Origin of the sequence: Clostridium manihotivorum, from assembly GCF_004015185.1 — a bacterium.
Classification (GTDB): Bacteria; Bacillota; Clostridia; order Clostridiales; family Clostridiaceae; genus Clostridium_AR; species Clostridium_AR manihotivorum.
On sequence record NZ_CP025746.1, the window covers coordinates 3,947,351 to 3,964,023 of the forward strand.

19 protein-coding genes are annotated in these 16,673 nt (G+C 29.1%); 9 read left to right on the top strand and 10 right to left on the bottom strand.

The features are described 5' to 3' along the window. The first annotated feature begins 354 nt into the window (after positions 1 to 354). From C1I91_RS17835 to C1I91_RS17855, 5 genes are all read left to right on the top strand, one after another. Entirely contained in the window at positions 355 to 573 is a 219-nt protein-coding gene (locus tag C1I91_RS17835; RefSeq protein WP_128214087.1) for a hypothetical protein, read from the top strand. A 65-nt stretch (positions 574 to 638) separates the two neighbouring features. Further along, positions 639 to 1,082, top strand: a complete 444-nt coding sequence (locus C1I91_RS17840; RefSeq protein WP_128214088.1) for a transposase family protein — start codon at positions 639 to 641, stop codon at positions 1,080 to 1,082. Positions 1,083 to 1,119: 37 nt separating this feature from the next. Next, complete coding sequence (locus C1I91_RS17845; RefSeq protein ID WP_128214089.1) at positions 1,120 to 2,394, top strand: ISL3 family transposase; 1,275 nt, start codon at positions 1,120 to 1,122, stop codon at positions 2,392 to 2,394. After that, positions 2,324 to 2,833, top strand: a complete 510-nt coding sequence (locus C1I91_RS17850; RefSeq protein ID WP_128214090.1) for a lactate utilization protein — start codon at positions 2,324 to 2,326, stop codon at positions 2,831 to 2,833. Before C1I91_RS17845 ends, C1I91_RS17850 begins: the two co-directional genes overlap by 71 nt. A gap of 27 nt (positions 2,834 to 2,860) precedes the next feature. Continuing rightward, positions 2,861 to 3,310 (top strand): GNAT family N-acetyltransferase, encoded by a 450-nt coding sequence (locus C1I91_RS17855; RefSeq protein WP_128214091.1) that lies wholly within the window; start codon positions 2,861 to 2,863, stop codon positions 3,308 to 3,310. Between the two features lie 16 nt (positions 3,311 to 3,326). Here the strand turns inward: C1I91_RS17855 and C1I91_RS17860 are convergent, their stop codons facing one another. The 5 genes from C1I91_RS17860 to C1I91_RS17880 all read right to left on the bottom strand — a co-directional run bounded on the left by C1I91_RS17860 (position 3,327) and on the right by C1I91_RS17880 (position 6,961). Beyond that, a complete protein-coding gene (locus tag C1I91_RS17860; protein ID WP_128214092.1) occupies positions 3,327 to 3,701 on the bottom strand; it encodes a 1,4-dihydroxy-6-naphthoate synthase in 375 nt (124 codons plus the stop codon). 248 nt (positions 3,702 to 3,949) lie between these two features. Beyond that, entirely contained in the window at positions 3,950 to 4,354 is a 405-nt protein-coding gene (locus C1I91_RS17865; protein ID WP_128214093.1) for an arsenate reductase ArsC, read from the bottom strand. A 304-nt stretch (positions 4,355 to 4,658) separates the two neighbouring features. Then, positions 4,659 to 4,961, bottom strand: coding sequence for a hypothetical protein (locus C1I91_RS17870; RefSeq protein WP_128214094.1), 303 nt, complete (start codon positions 4,959 to 4,961; stop codon positions 4,659 to 4,661). Positions 4,962 to 5,088: 127 nt separating this feature from the next. Then, positions 5,089 to 6,669, bottom strand: coding sequence for a hypothetical protein (locus C1I91_RS17875; protein WP_128214095.1), 1,581 nt, complete (start codon positions 6,667 to 6,669; stop codon positions 5,089 to 5,091). Between the two features lie 88 nt (positions 6,670 to 6,757). After that, complete coding sequence (locus C1I91_RS17880) at positions 6,758 to 6,961, bottom strand: hypothetical protein (RefSeq protein ID WP_128214096.1); 204 nt, start codon at positions 6,959 to 6,961, stop codon at positions 6,758 to 6,760. A gap of 407 nt (positions 6,962 to 7,368) precedes the next feature. On the opposite strand from C1I91_RS17880, the gene C1I91_RS17885 reads away from it, so the two are divergent. Then, positions 7,369 to 8,619 carry a S41 family peptidase gene (locus tag C1I91_RS17885; protein ID WP_128214097.1) on the top strand — a complete coding sequence of 417 codons (1,251 nt, stop codon included), beginning with the start codon at positions 7,369 to 7,371 and terminating at the stop codon, positions 8,617 to 8,619. A 165-nt stretch (positions 8,620 to 8,784) separates the two neighbouring features. On the opposite strand, the gene C1I91_RS17890 is transcribed toward C1I91_RS17885, so the two are convergent. Both C1I91_RS17890 and C1I91_RS17895 read right to left on the bottom strand, forming a co-directional pair. Continuing rightward, entirely contained in the window at positions 8,785 to 9,240 is a 456-nt protein-coding gene (locus C1I91_RS17890) for a GNAT family N-acetyltransferase (protein ID WP_128214098.1), read from the bottom strand. A gap of 356 nt (positions 9,241 to 9,596) precedes the next feature. Beyond that, positions 9,597 to 11,096, bottom strand: a complete 1,500-nt coding sequence (locus tag C1I91_RS17895; protein ID WP_128214099.1) for a glycosyltransferase family 39 protein — start codon at positions 11,094 to 11,096, stop codon at positions 9,597 to 9,599. A gap of 377 nt (positions 11,097 to 11,473) precedes the next feature. Between C1I91_RS17895 and C1I91_RS17900 the strand changes: the two genes are divergently transcribed. Next, positions 11,474 to 12,019: a GNAT family N-acetyltransferase gene (locus tag C1I91_RS17900; RefSeq protein WP_128214100.1), complete on the top strand. Its 546-nt coding sequence runs from the start codon at positions 11,474 to 11,476 to the stop codon at positions 12,017 to 12,019. 154 nt (positions 12,020 to 12,173) lie between these two features. Here C1I91_RS17900 and C1I91_RS17905 read toward each other — a convergent pair whose 3' ends face one another. Further along, positions 12,174 to 12,590, bottom strand: a complete 417-nt coding sequence (locus C1I91_RS17905) for a YkvA family protein (RefSeq protein ID WP_128214101.1) — start codon at positions 12,588 to 12,590, stop codon at positions 12,174 to 12,176. A 117-nt stretch (positions 12,591 to 12,707) separates the two neighbouring features. Here C1I91_RS17905 and C1I91_RS17910 point away from each other — a divergent pair, with 117 nt between their 5' ends. After that, complete coding sequence (locus tag C1I91_RS17910) at positions 12,708 to 14,006, top strand: VTT domain-containing protein (RefSeq protein ID WP_205694227.1); 1,299 nt, start codon at positions 12,708 to 12,710, stop codon at positions 14,004 to 14,006. Positions 14,007 to 14,206: 200 nt separating this feature from the next. Here the strand turns inward: C1I91_RS17910 and C1I91_RS17915 are convergent, their stop codons facing one another. After that, positions 14,207 to 15,073, bottom strand: coding sequence for a hypothetical protein (locus tag C1I91_RS17915; protein WP_128214103.1), 867 nt, complete (start codon positions 15,071 to 15,073; stop codon positions 14,207 to 14,209). A gap of 18 nt (positions 15,074 to 15,091) precedes the next feature. Next, positions 15,092 to 15,817 (bottom strand): DUF6062 family protein, encoded by a 726-nt coding sequence (locus tag C1I91_RS17920; RefSeq protein ID WP_128214104.1) that lies wholly within the window; start codon positions 15,815 to 15,817, stop codon positions 15,092 to 15,094. 365 nt (positions 15,818 to 16,182) lie between these two features. On the opposite strand from C1I91_RS17920, the gene hsp18 reads away from it, so the two are divergent. After that, entirely contained in the window at positions 16,183 to 16,623 is a 441-nt protein-coding gene (hsp18, locus tag C1I91_RS17925; RefSeq protein WP_128214105.1) for a heat shock protein Hsp18, read from the top strand. The last annotated feature ends 50 nt before the right edge of the window (positions 16,624 to 16,673 follow it).

Here is a 16,673-nt window from a genome sequence, read left to right on the forward strand (position 1 = left end):
CCTCTACTCTAAAATATGTGATATACCAAGGAAAACCTAATATTTTACAGACAACTACAATAATACTACTACCCTTGATTCTAAAAATTAATTTTAAAATTATGCAATATTAAAGTAACGTATTTAAACTTATCTAAAAACAGCTTAAAATTATTGGCTCTGTTAAAGTACCGTGTTGAAATTAAACATAGACAAATTATTAAATCTTCTACTAATATGTATATACTAAACTATAAATCTGATCTTACACTATAAATATTATACCAACAGATGGCTATTTGGCAAATAACATCCAAATAGTGTTATAATACCTATATTAAAGTAAATATATTACATTAAATTAGGAGTTTAATTATGGATTCTAAAACTATTAATAATCTAATGGATAATTTTTCCTCAAGAAATATACAATCAGAATTTTTTCAATCTTTAGATGAAGTAAAGGATTATATACTAAATTCTATACCTCACAATTGTACTGTTGGTATAGGTCATTCAGGTACGCTTCAAGCTATGGATATAACCAATGCATTAGTATCTAGAGGTAATATTGTTGGTTCTTTCCAAAGTTAGTTGAAAACTTTGTCATATTGTGTCATAATTATTTTTACTAACAAATGATAACGAGGCGAATATAGATGGATGAACTTATTAAACTACTTGACTCTAATTTACAATATATTAAGCATGAATTAGTTAATGATACTATATATATTGAGGTATCATCTAATCGAAAAAGTGTAAGTTGCCCCTACTGTGGAGAAAAATCTGATAAAGCTCATTCATGGTATAAAAAAAGCTTTCAAGACCTGCCTATGCAAGATAAGAAAGTAGTTATTATCTTAAATAATAGAAAGATGTTTTGTAATAACCAAAGCTGTTCTACAAAGACTTTTGCAGAAACTTTTGAATTTTTAGCTCCTAATGCTAAGAAAAGTTCTAGATTAGAAAATGAGATAATTAATATATCTGTTAATGTAAGCTCATTAGCAGCGGAAAGAATTATAAGAAATAGGATTGCAAATATAGGTAAAAGTACCATTTGCAATCTCTTAAAAAAAAGAAACTCATATAATAGATAAGAGCTCTGTAACTAAAGTTTGTATAGATGATTTTGCAATGAAAAAACGTAGCACTTATGGAACAGTTATGATTGATATTGAAACAAAACATATTGTAGACATATTAGATTCTAGAGAATTAGATAATGTTGTTGAATGGTTAAAAACATATCCTAACTTGGAAGTGATTTCACGAGATGGGGCCCAGACATATGCAACTGCTATAAAGAAAGCTCATCCAAAATCAATTCAAATCAGTGATAGATTTCATATATTGAAGAATTTAACAGACTACTGCAAAAAATATCTAACTAAGATACTGAGTTTTAATGTAAAGTTGGAAAAACAAACAAGCAGAAATCTTAAGCAGGAAACAGCTTACGGTAATACGAGAAAGCTTAATAGAATAAATCAAGCAAATATTCTATATGATAAGGGTAAATCTCCTAAAGAAATAGGATTAGAATTAAAGATGGACATACGTACTGTTAAGAAATATCTTTCTCTGGATAAGTCTGAGTTAATTCTTAAGGAAAATGATTCTCCAAATTTAAATCATAAAGAAAATGTTACTAAGAAAGAGAAAAACTTAAATCAAGTTCGTAACTTGCATAAGCAAGGTTACGGAATAAGAGAAATTTCAAGAGAAACAGGAATATCAAGACAAACCGTTAGAAGATACCTTGATAGTAATGCTTGCGCAGTTCACGGCACATTTGGAATTTCTAAAAAATCTCCTTTGTCACCATTTCATAGCATAATTGATGATTTACTTACAAAAGGATATACATTTAGAATAATTGAAGAACATTTACGTTTAAACGGTTATACAGGCTCCGCTTCAGCAATAAGAATGTATTCTACAAGAAAAAGAAGACTAATAAAGCAAGTTATAGATTCTAATTATCTGAAGTATGAATTGATTGATCGTAAATATCTTATAAAATTACTATATAAGCCACTAGATAAAGTCAAGGCTATTTCAATTGAACAATTAGAAGTGATATGTAAAAAATATCCTATTTTGTCTAAAATATATTTATTGGTAGATTCATTCAAGAAGATTTTATTTAGCAAGAAACCAACCGCTTTAGACACTTGGCTTGAAGATGCTAAGAAGTTAAATATATCTGAAATCAACAGTTTTATTAAAGGATTAACTAAAGATATAGCTGCAGTCAAAAATGCTATCATGTATAAATATAGTAATGGATTAGCAGAAGGCAGTGTAAATAAGATAAAGGTAATAAAGAGAATAATGTATGGAAGGTGTACTTTTGAGACCCTACGTAAAAAGGTTCTTTCCTACGAAAGACTTCGTACTTTCAACTAACTTTGGAAAGAACCATATTGTTCTTGACAAAGAACTTGCCTCTACTAAAGAAGCATGTAATGATATAAAGAGGAAAGCACTTCTTACGGATTTCTATATAAGCGGCTCCAATGCCATATCAGAAGATGGAAAAATCGTTAATGTAGACCATAGTGGGAACAGAGTAGCTGCACTAACCTTTGGTCCTGAGAAAGTTTTTATTGTTGTTAGCACAAATAAAATTACAGAAAATCTAGATGAAGCAATTAAGAGAGTAAAAAATACAGCTTGTCCTCTTAATGCCAAAAGAGCTGGTTTTAATCCTCCTTGCGTTACCTTAAATAAGTGCGTTGATTGTTTGTCTAAGAAAAGAGTTTGCAATACCCTTTCAATAATTGAAGGACAAAGTAAACCTAATAGGATTACACTACTAATAGTAGATGGTAATTTTGGTTTTTAAATATTTTTATTATTTTGAGGAGTTTATATGAAGATATTATTAAGAGATCCAAATTCAAAGGATGCTATAGAATTAACAGAGGAGCTATCTGTAGTTTTGAAGTCCATAACTGGAGCCAGTGGGAAAAGTTCATTTAATCCAAGTGATGTAATGGTACCTAGAGCTTTATTTGCTATAGCTTATGATAACGATGATAACCCTATTGGATGCGGAGCAATAAGACCTATAACTGATACCATAGCTGAAGTAAAAAGAATGTATTCCCGCCCAAATAGTAAAGGAGTAGGAACAGCTATCTTAAAATATTTAGAGGCTGAAGCTACTAGCTTAGGCTATAAAAAGCTATATGTTGAAACAAGGGTTATAAATAAAAATGCTGTTGACTTTTATATAAGAAAAGGCTACATTACAATACCTACTTACGGAAAATATATAAACAACAAAGATGCTATATGCTTTGAAAAATTCATCCTATAGCTAGTTTTCTTGGAGGTTAAATTTGAGCCTTATATCCACCACTTCTAGGCAAATCCACCTCAAAATCGCAAGAAGCAACAGCCTTATATCCGACTCCCCATAATCCTTCTAGTAATTGAGAAACACTTAATATGTATTTTTTTTGTGCCGCATTTTCATTGGGCTCTATCTCCAAATAATATTTATAATATAAGAACCCATCTTCCACACCAAGTCGTTCTAGTTCATCATATTCTTTATTATATCTTATATCTATTTCTAGATTAGTTGAGTATACTCCTTTTCTTCTAACTTGGCCTGAGACAACACTCAATATAACATTTATTATATCTTGTATACTTTTATCAGTATCAACATAAATCTTGCAATATAGATTATCATATATGTTCATTTTACTTTTCTCCCTACGGTAACTTAATATACTAAGAGGCATAAGCGAATCCCTGATTTATAATAACAATAATTAATGTATTTATAGTTGCTATTTAAAAAGTGGAACTAATGGATTTCATAATAAATTTGCCATAAAACATTTCTCCATACATTTTACTATTTGTATAGATTAAAAAAGAGGTACTCAGAATTCAGATAGACAGTAACAAAATAACATAATTATTTTCTAGTTACTGTCTATAAAAACTATATTTCCTTGTTTTGTATTCTTCTAGCTAAATCTTTCACCTTATCTTCAATAGCTTTAGCTGTTTTTATAAATTCTTCGTCATTCTTACCAGATGGATCATCCAATCCCCAATCTTCTTCATGTTTTGAAGGTAAAAATGGACATACTACGTTGCATCCCATCTTAATAACTATATCTACTTCAGGAATATCTGTAAGAAGCTTAGACTTTTGACTTTCATTCATATCTATATTGTACAAATCCTTTATTATCCTCACAGCGTCTTGGTTAATTTGAGGCCTTAATTCAGTGCCTGCTGAATATGACTCAAAACTATCTGATGCAAAAAGCTTTCCTAAGGCTTCAGCCATTTGAGATCTACAAGAATTATGAACACATATAAAAGCTACCTTTGGTTTCATTAATTTACCTCCATTTAAAAGTTCTTTAATTATAGGGAACCTTTACGAAAACTTAATTTATACATGTTTGACACTCCTGGCTTCTGGAGATTATCGGGCATTCATAAATTAATAGTTAAGTTAGGAAATCTACATAGATTTTATAATACTTTATGGAATTATTTATTGCAATAACAATTTCTATTAAAGCCTTGCTGCTAAATAAGCATATGTAAATAATACAATTAAAGCTATGCACAAAGGAAGATTAAATAAGCTTTTTGCGCATAGCTTTCATATTTATAGCAGACTTTTCTTATAATTTCTATATTCCATCATTAAACTTTAAGTCATTAGCAACCTTATTTCCAACTGCCACAATCCCTCCAATTACAATAAGGAACATCTTTTCTGGTATCTTGAATACAAATATTGATAATATACAAATTATAAGTACTAGAATCATACTAATTATCCTCCAAATAAAGCTCTTTACTTTACATTGACCAGGTATAATTTTACTTAGCTTTTTTGAAATCATATATTTTTTATTTAATATAACATATATAATCCAACTTACTATTCCTGATAAAATAGCTATTAATATTGAACCAGATGCAGTACCCATCAATTATCTCCTTCTAACTATAGATATACAACTTCGTAATATAATTTATATTTTCAAATCTTCCTTTCTAAACCCAGAGGAGTTTTGACAATATATTTCGGGTAGAAGTGGTATATGTTTATATACTTTAACGTTTCTCAAAAAAAGTGCTGTCAGTTCCCGATTCATCTACAAGGTAGTATCTTGGATCGCTAAACCCAAAGTCCTTAAAATACTCTGGTGCTTCCTTCTTATAAGAGCCTCCATTTCCTTGATCATCTATAGAGTAATTAACCAAGTATAATTTTTCTCCGTCATAAATTAAATCTTCAATAGCTTGTAGCTGTTCACCTATGAATTCCACATACCTTACTTTACACTGCTTTTTGCTTTTATACATTTCTAAAAATTGTTTTAATTTATCTTGGTTTAAAGCTTTATCCTCATCCTTAATAAAAACTAAATCATTATTTCTCTTAGCATCTTGTATGGTATATGGTGCTTTAATATCAGATAAGGTTGCTGGAGCACCAGATGAATCTTTAACTACAGGCTTAGTAATATTATTACTTAAGTTTTCTACATTCACAAACTCTTTTAATCCATACTTAGCTATATCACTATCTTTTATCTCATTCTCTCTTGATATAGAGTAATTACTTATAACTCCGTCTAAAGGATGCAATACCTCCCTTAAAGCATTATCCTTCAAATCATAATAGTATAAGGTTGTGGTATTATATAGAATATTATTACCATCAGCCTTACTTTCTTTATTTGTAGCTAAAAAGTAAACACCCTTGCCATCACTAGAGTATTTAGCGCCATCTACTAATTTGTAATCCTGATATTTAACAGATAATTGTTCTTCATTGTTCTCCTTAATATCCAGAACTCTAATAGATGTTGTTCTATATTCTGTATTTATGACAGATAGTAGAACCTTATTTAAATCATCGCTTAACCCAACAAAAGTTATTATTTTATCGCTGTGATAGCTATAGACAACCTTAGACGTTTTTTCATCAATGATTTTTATAGTATATCCAGCATTTCCATTATCGGATTTTAAGGCATCTTTCTGCTGTTTCAAAGAACACTTTGCTTCTACAATCTTACCTTTATTAACATCAAAACATTGTAATGAATCATCGTCATCATCATAATCAAAAGTTTTACAAGTCTTATCTTCAATGCTATAGACCACTAACCCCGAATTGCTCTTTCCATTCTTCGTAGCCTTCATATATATATTATTGTTTACTGCTTCTATATAATCAATTGAGTTTAACTGAATACTTAAATTTGCTTCTTCTTCCCTTTTTGTTGCCAAATCCAGTATTTTCAACTTGCATAATCCATCGCCATCTCTATATGTATAATATAATTTTGAATTATATAATACTGATGTATTACTACTAGTCTTATCCATATCCTTCAATGCATATTGTTTCTTTAAATTGTTATTTGTATAAAGATAATTCACCTTGTTCTTAGTAGAAATTGTAGTAAGCGCAAGATTATCTATATTGCTTACATTTTTGCTTTCATCATTGGAATTTGTGTCTGAGTCATCACTTTTTTTAGCTTCTTCTCCTTGCTTATTTGAAACTACTGTATTTGTATCCCCCAGATCTTTTGCAGGTTTCTTTTGTAAAACCATATATACTCCTGCAACCAATACTACAATTAATACCATAAATAATAAAACTTTTCTTTTTTTCGACATTCCCTTACCCCCACGGTCTTTTATTGCAATTAATACATATTATACCACGGAGCAAGTATACATTATATTACAAATTAACTACATATTTTCATTCCTTTGCTTTTACTATTGCTTTGTATATTAGTTGATTCATACTACCCAAAATAATATTTCCAAGAAAAAATATTAAAATGAATGGTATAACCTTAAGATTCAGATGATTTAGACCAACCTCACTCCATACTATAAACCAGAAAAGATATATTATAATGCCGACTACTTTTAGTATAGTTTTTTTCTTCTCAATACTCACAAACTCATCTCCTTATGACCGCTGTGCCATAGATGTACAACTTCAACTTTTCTTCTATGTATATTTATTTATATATTCAAATTTACGTTATATCACGCATCCCTAATACTTAACAGCGACCAACTTACTTCCATATATATACATACAAAAAATTATACTCTCTTATTAATATAGAAAACAATGCTTTTTATAATTATTTACAAATTTTAGATTCAATCATCCGAATATTTAAAAAATCTTAATTTACCTAGTTAAACTAGATTAGACCAGTTACTAAATAATACCTGTATATTAATGTACTAATTAGAAATATAAATTATTTATTACACATTTTATATATTAATTGTGATTATGTTATAATACTTATATTATTATTAAGCATTTAGCACAAATAAAGGAGTTCTATTATGAAAAAGAAAATATTGCAATCAGTAATCAGCATAATACTTTGTTTTAGTTTCACTAGTTGTACATTGGGACAGACTAATAAAGAAAAATCAAATTTAAGCTTAACACAAAAACAGAAATTAGATGATTTTGAATATATGTACAACATACTTAAAGATAACTATCCATATTTTGAAGTTGATAAAAGATTACATAATATTGATTGGTTAAGTAAGAAGGATCAATATGTAGAAATGCTAAAAGCCACAAAAAGCGATTCTGATTTTTGCTCAACTTTGCAAGATATACTGAAGGAGCTAAATAATGGGCATACTCATATTTTTTCTAGAGACCTCTATAATGAAACCAAGAAAATTTTTGAAGAAGAACCAAAACACTTCAGTTCATGGCTTAAGGAACTGAATAAACCTGTAGCTGTAAAAAGATATGCTTCTTTGAATAAAAGTAGTGATAGTAAGAATTCCACTAACAGTAATTCAACGAACTTTATTACTCCTAACAATGTTTACATTAAGAAATTTGAAGATAAAAAAGTTGCTTACCTTAGTATAAAATCTTTTTTGGGTTTTAATACTGAACCAGATATGAAACTAATAAAACCTTTTCTTAAAGAAATCAGTAGCTACAAAGCATTGATAATAGATATAAGGGGCAATGGTGGCGGAGACAGTCGTTACTGGTCAGATAATATTGTTCCAATGCTTATAGACAAACCTCTAACTTATAATAGCTATATTTTACTTAGAGGTGGAACTTTTATTGAACCATTTTTAAAATGTGAAGATGATTTAGACTATAATAAGTGTTATCAAATCAGTAAATTGAAAGGTGAAGGTTTAAAAAATACGCCTCCAGAAACCTACGATAAATTTAAATACTATATCAAATCTTCTTATACCATCTCACCTAAAGATTATGTTGGTTTTAAAGGGAAAATTTATTTATTAACAGATAAAAATGTTTTTTCATCTTCAGAAGCATTAGCAGTTTTTTGTAAAAGTACAGGCTTTGCAACAATTGTTGGAGAAGCTACTGGTGGAGATGGAGTTGGTGGTGATCCTGTAGTTTGTACGCTACCAAATAGTGGCTATGTTTTCGGCTTTACTAGGGAAATGGGATTAAATCCAGATGGTTCTTCTAACTTCGAAAAGAAAACTGAACCTGATATCAAAGTCCCTACTGATAATTCAAAATATATTGATGTAGATAAAGATGAAACTATAAAGACGGTATTAAAGCTTTTGCAATAAGCTTATATAATTATATAAATATATAGTAATTATGTAGCTTTCGGATTAAAGTGATGCATCTTTATCCATAACGTAGTTTGCATTTATTTACAGCAGTACAACTATTGCTCCTATTAACTAGAAAAAGCTCAGAATCATGCTAATATATCATGATTCTGAGCTTTTTTAAAATTCTAACTCCATAATCTCATTATTAATATCAAAACCTTGCCTATTATAAAAATCCACTGCTCTCTTACTTGGCCATAGAAACAGCAGTTCAATTTTATTGTCAACACTCCACTGCTTAACCTTAGCTAGTAACTCACTGCCTATGCCTTTTCCCCTATATTGTTCCTTAGTATGAACATTGGTTACATAACCTATCTCTGCAAAAAACTTTTGAGGCTTAGGAACCTTACGTATTCTTCTTACATAAATGTTAGCTACTATCTCTTTATCTTCTTCTGCAATCCAATAGACCCATTCGTTATTTACCAATCCATTAGTTAGGAAAATAGAACATTCATTAATAAATTCTTCCTTATTGATACCAAACAAATCACACTCTTCCTCTTCGTGCAGCCATCTTAATTCTGCAAGACTAGAAATATCCTTTTTATCAGCTAATCTAAATACCATATAATAACCTCTCTCATATATAAATCTAACTACATTTATTTTATACATTAATATATAATCTAAATTAATATTTACAGAGTTTCTGGCTTAGCTATTAATTTTTACCTCATCCAATTCCCCAAGAACCTCAATATTCAAATAAGTACAAATAAGTTTCGATATCGGAACTATTTATAGGGAACCTTTACGAAAACTTAATTTATACTTGTTATAAAATCGCGGCTTCTGGCGATTTTGTGGTATGTATAAATTAATAGTTGAAGTTGGTTCCCTATACTTATAGATGTACCATTTCGTAACAAAATTTATATTTGTATATTCTCCTCACAGAAACCAGAAAAGTCTTAAAAATAAATTTATGATTGAAGTAGTACATCTTTAGATTCCACTTCAACTACAGCTTTACTCTCACTACCGCTAACTGTCTTTGATTTAAAATACTTTTCCTCATCTAATGCTGCAAAGGCAAGTATTATAAATACCCAACTTATAATAAAGGAGTATCTATCCTGTGATTCAGTGATTAAATATAGCAGACCATAGCCACAGTATATTATATAAAACAGATTTATTATTGAATTTTCTAAATACTGCTTTTTATTAAATAATCCTTTGTAGGTTAGTAGCATAATACCTAAGTAGAATATCTGGCTGTAAAAGTGAGCTGAATATCGAAGATCAATAGTTATATCACTAGCTTTCAGCTTAGAATGTGCCCAGTAAATAGCACCAAAGTCCCCTTCCGCCCATTGCATTGTATACTTTACAAAAAAGAATTTTCCAAGTTCATCTAAAGGAGTCCTGGTTAACCTATCAATCACAAGATTCTTTGCTGCTTCTGAAGTTTTGTCGTAATCATTATTATATTTATCACCTATATTGGAATCATCATAATTAAACCTTCCATAAGTCTTTATATTTGACCCTTTTAATATAGATGTCCATTTAGGCTCGCTGCCTCCCCAAAGCTGTTGCTCTGTAATTCCTTTAAAAATAAGAACATTACTTACTATTACCAAAGGAACTAAGAAGCCTGCTAATATATAAGAAGAAGCTAATATTTTTTTCTTTAGCTTTTCTCTGCTGTAAAATATTAAATACATTATATAGGCAACTATCATCACTGAGCCTACCATTCTGAATAGATTGCCAATAGTTAAACTTAAGGCAGAAAATAGTAAGAACCATGAAGGTTTTTTATTTTTTACAACTAAAATAAAAATATAAGCACTAAGCATATAAAATGGTATTGCCATATTCTCTGAGCAATACACCGCGCTATAAATTAGAATTGGTGGATATATGGCCGCTATATAACTTGTCCAAATAGCCTTCAACCTTGAATTAAAAACTTCTTTAGAAATCAAATAGCAGATAAAAATTGTGCTTGTGGAACATATTACATTTACAAACTTTAATGTAAGCAAAGGATAAGTGAAGAATTTTCTAATAAAAGCGAAGTATAAAATGGTCATAGTCAAGTGTGGAAATCTTGCATAGTAACTATGTCCCTTGAACATAGCATATTGCCCCTTTAAAAAGTATTCACTTCTCATATACATTCCACCAAAATCTGATACCGGTATACTATTTATAGATATTATCCATGCCAGTCTTAAGATGAAACCAAAAAGCACCATTGCTATAATTAAAGTTCTAGTTTTAACACCTCTTTTTATGCAGTAATTCAAAACCAATCCGCCGATAATAAAAAATGCTGCAAATAAAAAGTCCTTATAACTCATAACTTTTGAATACTGTTGAACTAAATATAAAACAGATAGTATTATAAGCGCTATTAAGAATCTGAGGCTTGTATTCATTAATTTTGATAAAAAATTCGCTCTACCCGTCATGTTTTTTCCTCCTGCCTACTCTCATTGGAATATTTAATAGTTATAGCTATTTTTATTCCATTTGATATAATACTCCAAAAACAGGCATAATTCAAATTTTCTTTTAAAACATGATTAAAGATTTTATTGCTTTTATTTAACTATCTTTATATGCTCTCTATATGTTTCTCTATATGATACCTATATTTTAAAATTACACATTAAGAATCCTGAATATTTTTTAAATTAAATGAGATTATCTTTATCATTAATTAACTTGCAAAAATATGATAATTTAAACATAAAACTATTATGCTTAGAGTTATAATATAGTTTATATGGAATGAACCTAATAATAATTTATTAGTATGAGAATTTTATGAAAGGATAGATTTTTTATGAAGGATTTTTTCTTATCAACTAATAGAATTGGTTTTTCCTTATGGAATGAAGATGATTACGATGAAGCAATGGAACTTTGGGCAAACCCAAATGTAACTAAATATATAGTTGCAAGCGGAAAGATGTCAGAAGAACAAGTTTTGGAAAGATTGCATAAAGAAATTGATGTTTTTAATAAATTTAAAGTTCAATACTGGCCTATTTACCTTTTAGAAACCGGTGAAGCCATTGGTTGTTGTGGTTTAAGACCCTACGACTTAGAAAACAATATCTTAGAACTTGGTGTTCATGTAAAAGAAAGATTCTGGGGCAATGGTCTTGCTATAGAAGCATGCAAAGCAGTAATGGAATATGCCTTTAGTACCTTAAATGTATCTGCTCTTTTTGCAGGCCATAACCCCAATAATACAATTTCATCAAAACTTCTAAAAAAGCTAGGATTCCAATATTTAAGGGATGAGTTTTACCCACCAACCAATCTAAATCATCCATCTTATCTTCTTAAGAAACAAGATTACGATAAGAACAATATAGCCTATTAATATTTTTATTTATTACTAAGTGGTACATCTCTAGCTGTAAAACCTAATTATAAACATATATTGTTAAACCTCCTCACAAAACTTTGAGGAGGTTTAACAATAATTTCTAATTAAAGTATTACATTTGATTTGTAATCAAATATATCATTAATTTTTATGATAGCAACGCTCTAATCTTGAATATAATGTACATAGCTAGTGCAACCCAAATTGCTATTATTAAAACAGCAAAGACATAGCTTTTTTTCTTTATATTACTATACTTTTTTTCCGCCTCAGCTCTACACTCTTCCATAATATTCTTCGGTATCAATTTAACCGCTAAAGCAATACCTAGAGGCAGTATTATCAAATCATCAACATAGCCTAAAATCGGTATAAAATCTGGTATTAAATCAATTGGACTTAAAGCATAACCTACTACTAATAAAATAATTAGCTTTGTATATATAGGTATTTCTTTTCTTCTATAAGCTAAATATAAAGCTCCAATCTCCTTCTTCATATTCTTAGTTCTATTTTTAAATTTTTTTAAAGACAATCCAAATATATTAGTAAAACTTTTAAGCATAATATCTCCAACCTTTATTTTATACAAAAAACTTAATTGTAAAATTTTCTTCTAGATGATTATTTAGACATAAAATCTAATAATATTACAAATACTTATATCATAGGAGGTGATAAAGTGGAATTTATATTTAATTTATTCAATGACTACGGTTATATTATATTGTTTCTGTCTTTAACTCTTGAATTAATAGCTTTCCCACTACCTGGAGAAATAATGATGACTTACTGTGGATTTCTTATTTATGAATCTAAGATGAATCTATATGGTAGTCTAATTTCAGCCTCCATGGGAGTTGTATTCGGAATAACTTTAGCATATATTATTGGAAGCAAACTAGGGGTTGATTTTATTAATAAATACTTTTCTTATTTCCACATCAATAAAAATACCTTAGAAAAACCATCTAACTGGTTTAACTCTTATGGAAATAATCTATTGCTATTTGCATATTTTATTCCAGGTGTAAGACATATAACCGGATACTTTTCAGGTATAAGCAAAGTATCATTTAAAAAATTTGCTATAAATGCTTACTTAGGAGCTATATTATGGACCTTTACCTTTATATCCTTAGGCATGTTCTTAGGTCCAAATTGGGAGAAGCTTGATAGTTATATTTCAAAATATACACCTTATATTTTTATACTTATTCTCATAATTATATCAGCTGTATATTCATACAAGAATAAAGGTTTTAGACTGATTAAGTTTAGTTTTAAAGCTCTAAATAATAGTCTTATATATATTTATTCCTTCACTAAGAGCAAACAGGTGCTCAATATAATGAACTTAGCATTTATAGGTATTTTTGCTCTAATTATAGGCATAATTCAAGACTATATAACATCAGACTCTACTCACTGCAACTTTATAGCAACTTATTATATTAAGGGCATATTTAATAATCATTTGACTAAATTTATCCCTATATTCAGGTTATTAACTTCTTATTTATTTATAATACCATTGATAGTACTGTTTTCAATTATAATAATCAGAAAGAGTTCATCACCTACTCTTGATCTGCAATTTCTATTTACCACTATTGTAGGCGGGGAAGTTTTGTGCTCTCTACTTAATAACATCTTCAAATCTCTTAGACCAGCGTCTGAACTCTACAACAGTTCTTATACTCTTCCTAGTCATGAAGGTATTATGTCAATTGTTGTATATGGTTATTTAACCTACTTGTTGTTAGATACTATAAGAAATCCTGCTGGTTCAGTGCTCTTATGTTCCTTAGCTTTATTAATTTGTACTTTCTGTGGTATAGGAAGCTTACTTTCAACAGTTGATAGATTATCTGATATTTTGTCCGGTTATGTCTTTGGTTTAGTATGGCTTACTATTAATATTGTCTTATTAAAAATATATAAAATTATAAATTGTGATGACAGCTTGTCCTTAGCCTAGTAGTACTTTTATACTACTAAATAATCTTTTAAAGATTTAAAAACAAAATAAACTGGAACTTTATATGAAGCAAACTAATTAAAAGCCACCTTTCAGTGCTTAATGGTGGCTTTTTAAATTTGGCTAGGCTTAATACTATATTTCTAATTGATTTGTTATGTAGATTGCGCATTAACATATCCTAAATTATAAAGCATAAGTTAATAATTATAATCTATTATATACTCTATATCTATTAGGCATCTTCTGATATTCCTATCCTTAATATTAGCCTCAGCTTTTATTACATATCTTTTAATAGCCCTTATATCAATATTATATTTTTCTAAAGTACTTATATTTTCCTTAATAAACTTGTATAACTGCAAAATTTCTTCTTCACTTATCTCAAGTTTCTCTAGCTTTCTTATATATTCATGAGCCTTATCAACATCTACAACATTGTTCCTTTTAGGTAATTGAACCAGATCTATGTTTCGCTTTATATCAACTCTGCCATTGACATCATTAATTAGCCTTTTAAGTCTTTTTTCTTGCGAATCCAATAATGGAAGCCCAATATTTAACTGAAGCTTAATATCTAATGGAAGCTCTAAGTGTTCTGGTACATTAAAGGGTAATTCCCTGTTTTCTAAAACCTTTGATAATATCTCATCCTTCTCTAGATCTATCTTGCTTAAACCTTTACTTATCTCCCTAACAAGTTCTGGATTAAGTCCAGTATGCTGCTGAAGATGTATTATTCCAAGTCTATAAAGCTTACCAGTCTCAAGGTTTTTTATGGTATACCTATACTTTAATGCTCTCCCGCATTCACATCTCATATCTCCAGTTCTAGCTTCAGCCTCCTCGTATTCTAACAACACCCATTTAAGTAATTTGTTCATAGAAGCTTCAGGATCAGCTAGCTCCTCTTCCGTAAGTACAGCTCCTAATTTTTTTGCCCAGCTATTTAACCATTGGGTCTTCTTTCCCCTCTTAACATAGTTGTCTAAGAATATTTTTTGCTCCTGATTAAGAAGTTTGTAAGCCTCTTCTATTGACTCTTTGCTCAAAACTTTATACATAAACTCTCACCCATTTTTTTAATAATTACTCAAAAGTTTTTGAAGTGCTCTTTGTACTGAATCCTTGGAGGTTCCCCAAGGAGCATCTGCATTTAAATAATCAAATTTCTTTATAAACCACTGTAATTCTTTTTGTAACCGCTCCAAATTATCTATATGTATCTTATTGGTAATATCAATGAATTCTTTACGGTGATCTGAACTTTTTATATTGGAAGAACCCTCTAATATATTTAAATGGTGCTTGTTGCAAAAACCATTGGAAGCTTTATATAGCTCTTTAAATTCACTATCCTTTATCCAAAGATCCACAAGTACCTTAACCATATCCTTATTATGCTTTTTTACATTGGAACAAATAAAGCAGTGATTTTCCAGCTCAGCATTTGTTTCTTTATCTACTTCCTTATTTTGTTTAAACAGCTTGTTTAAAATTGATTGATCTGGCTTTAGTGTAACTTTATTTTTTTTAGCATCCTTTAGCTTTTTATTTATTATTTTATCTAACATTATGGCTAAACCAAGTTTGTCGCTTCCTCTATTTAATTTCTCTATATGTGTTGAGCAAAACTTATATTCAGCTCCTATCTTAGGATAAAAATCAAGATCCATAACTCTTTCTCCTAGAATTGAATGCATTAACTGTTCTTCATAGTTTTTCTCTAGATTGCATACTGGACATTCTGTTGTTTTATGTTCAAAAGCTTCATAAAGCTTTATTTCTTCTAATTTTAGTTTTTTCATTTTATCTCTCCTAGTACATTTTTCGTTATATTTAAAATTATAACTTATTTTTGAAGAAAACTATTAGAAAAACTTTATCTAAAAGACGATTTCCTAAATAATAAATTTTTTTTTCTTATAATCTTTATGACTTCACTCTTATAGTCAACTAATAAATAACCAAATAATAAAAAATGCTTATAAAACCTTATAAATGCCGATTTAGCTTTAAAATAATTTAATACAATAAATTATTTATTACTGGCATCAAATACTTAAAAAAATTAAAAGAAGTCTTAAAAAATCAGACTTTGACTTTCCTTGACCTTTAATTTATTATATAGCTGTAAGGTAAATTAAATACAATTCATTAGGAGGGATTTTAAATGTTTGAAATGATACCTTTTAGAAAAAGCAACTTATCTAGGGGAGATGATTTCTTTACACCATTTTTTAAAAACTTCTTTGATGATGATTTCTTTACAGAAATGACAAACATAAACGGAAGTTTTAAGGTTGACTTAAAAGAAACAGATGAAAACTACCTAGTTGAAGCTGATCTGCCAGGAATTAAAAAAGATGCAATAGATATTGATTACTCTAGTAACAATCTAATAATAAGCGCTAAAAGAAATGATTCTTTGGAAGAGACAAAAGAAAACTACGTAAGAAGAGAAAGACATTATGGCGAGTTTAAGAGGAGCTTCTATGTTGATAATGTAGATGAAAATTCAATTGATGCATCCTTTAAAGATGGTGTTTTAAGAATAGTTCTCCCTAAAAAAGTAAAAGGTGAACCTAAAAATAGAAAAATAGATATTCACTAAGATAAAAAAGTAGCTGAAGAGCCCCTTCTTCAGCTACTTTTTTGCGCATC

What these genes read in the sequence shown, in the direction of transcription:
- C1I91_RS17905 (WP_128214101.1), bottom strand. Translation starts at nt 12,590, where the DNA reads ATGCTTAAAAGTTTTACTAATATATTTGGATTGTCTTTAAAAAAATTT.
- C1I91_RS17835 (WP_128214087.1), top strand. Translation starts at nt 355, where the DNA reads ATGGATTCTAAAACTATTAATAATCTAATGGATAATTTTTCCTCAAGA.
- C1I91_RS17885 (WP_128214097.1), top strand. Translation starts at nt 7,369, where the DNA reads ATGAAAAAGAAAATATTGCAATCAGTAATCAGCATAATACTTTGTTTT.
- C1I91_RS17855 (WP_128214091.1), top strand. Translation starts at nt 2,861, where the DNA reads ATGAAGATATTATTAAGAGATCCAAATTCAAAGGATGCTATAGAATTA.
- C1I91_RS17870 (WP_128214094.1), bottom strand. Translation starts at nt 4,961, where the DNA reads ATGGGTACTGCATCTGGTTCAATATTAATAGCTATTTTATCAGGAATA.
- C1I91_RS17875 (WP_128214095.1), bottom strand. Translation starts at nt 6,669, where the DNA reads ATGTCGAAAAAAAGAAAAGTTTTATTATTTATGGTATTAATTGTAGTA.
- C1I91_RS17900 (WP_128214100.1), top strand. Translation starts at nt 11,474, where the DNA reads ATGAAGGATTTTTTCTTATCAACTAATAGAATTGGTTTTTCCTTATGG.
- C1I91_RS17920 (WP_128214104.1), bottom strand. Translation starts at nt 15,817, where the DNA reads ATGAAAAAACTAAAATTAGAAGAAATAAAGCTTTATGAAGCTTTTGAA.
- C1I91_RS17845 (WP_128214089.1), top strand. Translation starts at nt 1,120, where the DNA reads ATGAAAAAACGTAGCACTTATGGAACAGTTATGATTGATATTGAAACA.
- C1I91_RS17915 (WP_128214103.1), bottom strand. Translation starts at nt 15,073, where the DNA reads ATGTATAAAGTTTTGAGCAAAGAGTCAATAGAAGAGGCTTACAAACTT.
- C1I91_RS17865 (WP_128214093.1), bottom strand. Translation starts at nt 4,354, where the DNA reads ATGAAACCAAAGGTAGCTTTTATATGTGTTCATAATTCTTGTAGATCT.
- C1I91_RS17840 (WP_128214088.1), top strand. Translation starts at nt 639, where the DNA reads ATGGATGAACTTATTAAACTACTTGACTCTAATTTACAATATATTAAG.
- C1I91_RS17895 (WP_128214099.1), bottom strand. Translation starts at nt 11,096, where the DNA reads ATGACGGGTAGAGCGAATTTTTTATCAAAATTAATGAATACAAGCCTC.
- C1I91_RS17890 (WP_128214098.1), bottom strand. Translation starts at nt 9,240, where the DNA reads ATGGTATTTAGATTAGCTGATAAAAAGGATATTTCTAGTCTTGCAGAA.
- hsp18 (WP_128214105.1), top strand. Translation starts at nt 16,183, where the DNA reads ATGTTTGAAATGATACCTTTTAGAAAAAGCAACTTATCTAGGGGAGAT.
- C1I91_RS17860 (WP_128214092.1), bottom strand. Translation starts at nt 3,701, where the DNA reads ATGAACATATATGATAATCTATATTGCAAGATTTATGTTGATACTGAT.
- C1I91_RS17850 (WP_128214090.1), top strand. Translation starts at nt 2,324, where the DNA reads ATGGAAGGTGTACTTTTGAGACCCTACGTAAAAAGGTTCTTTCCTACG.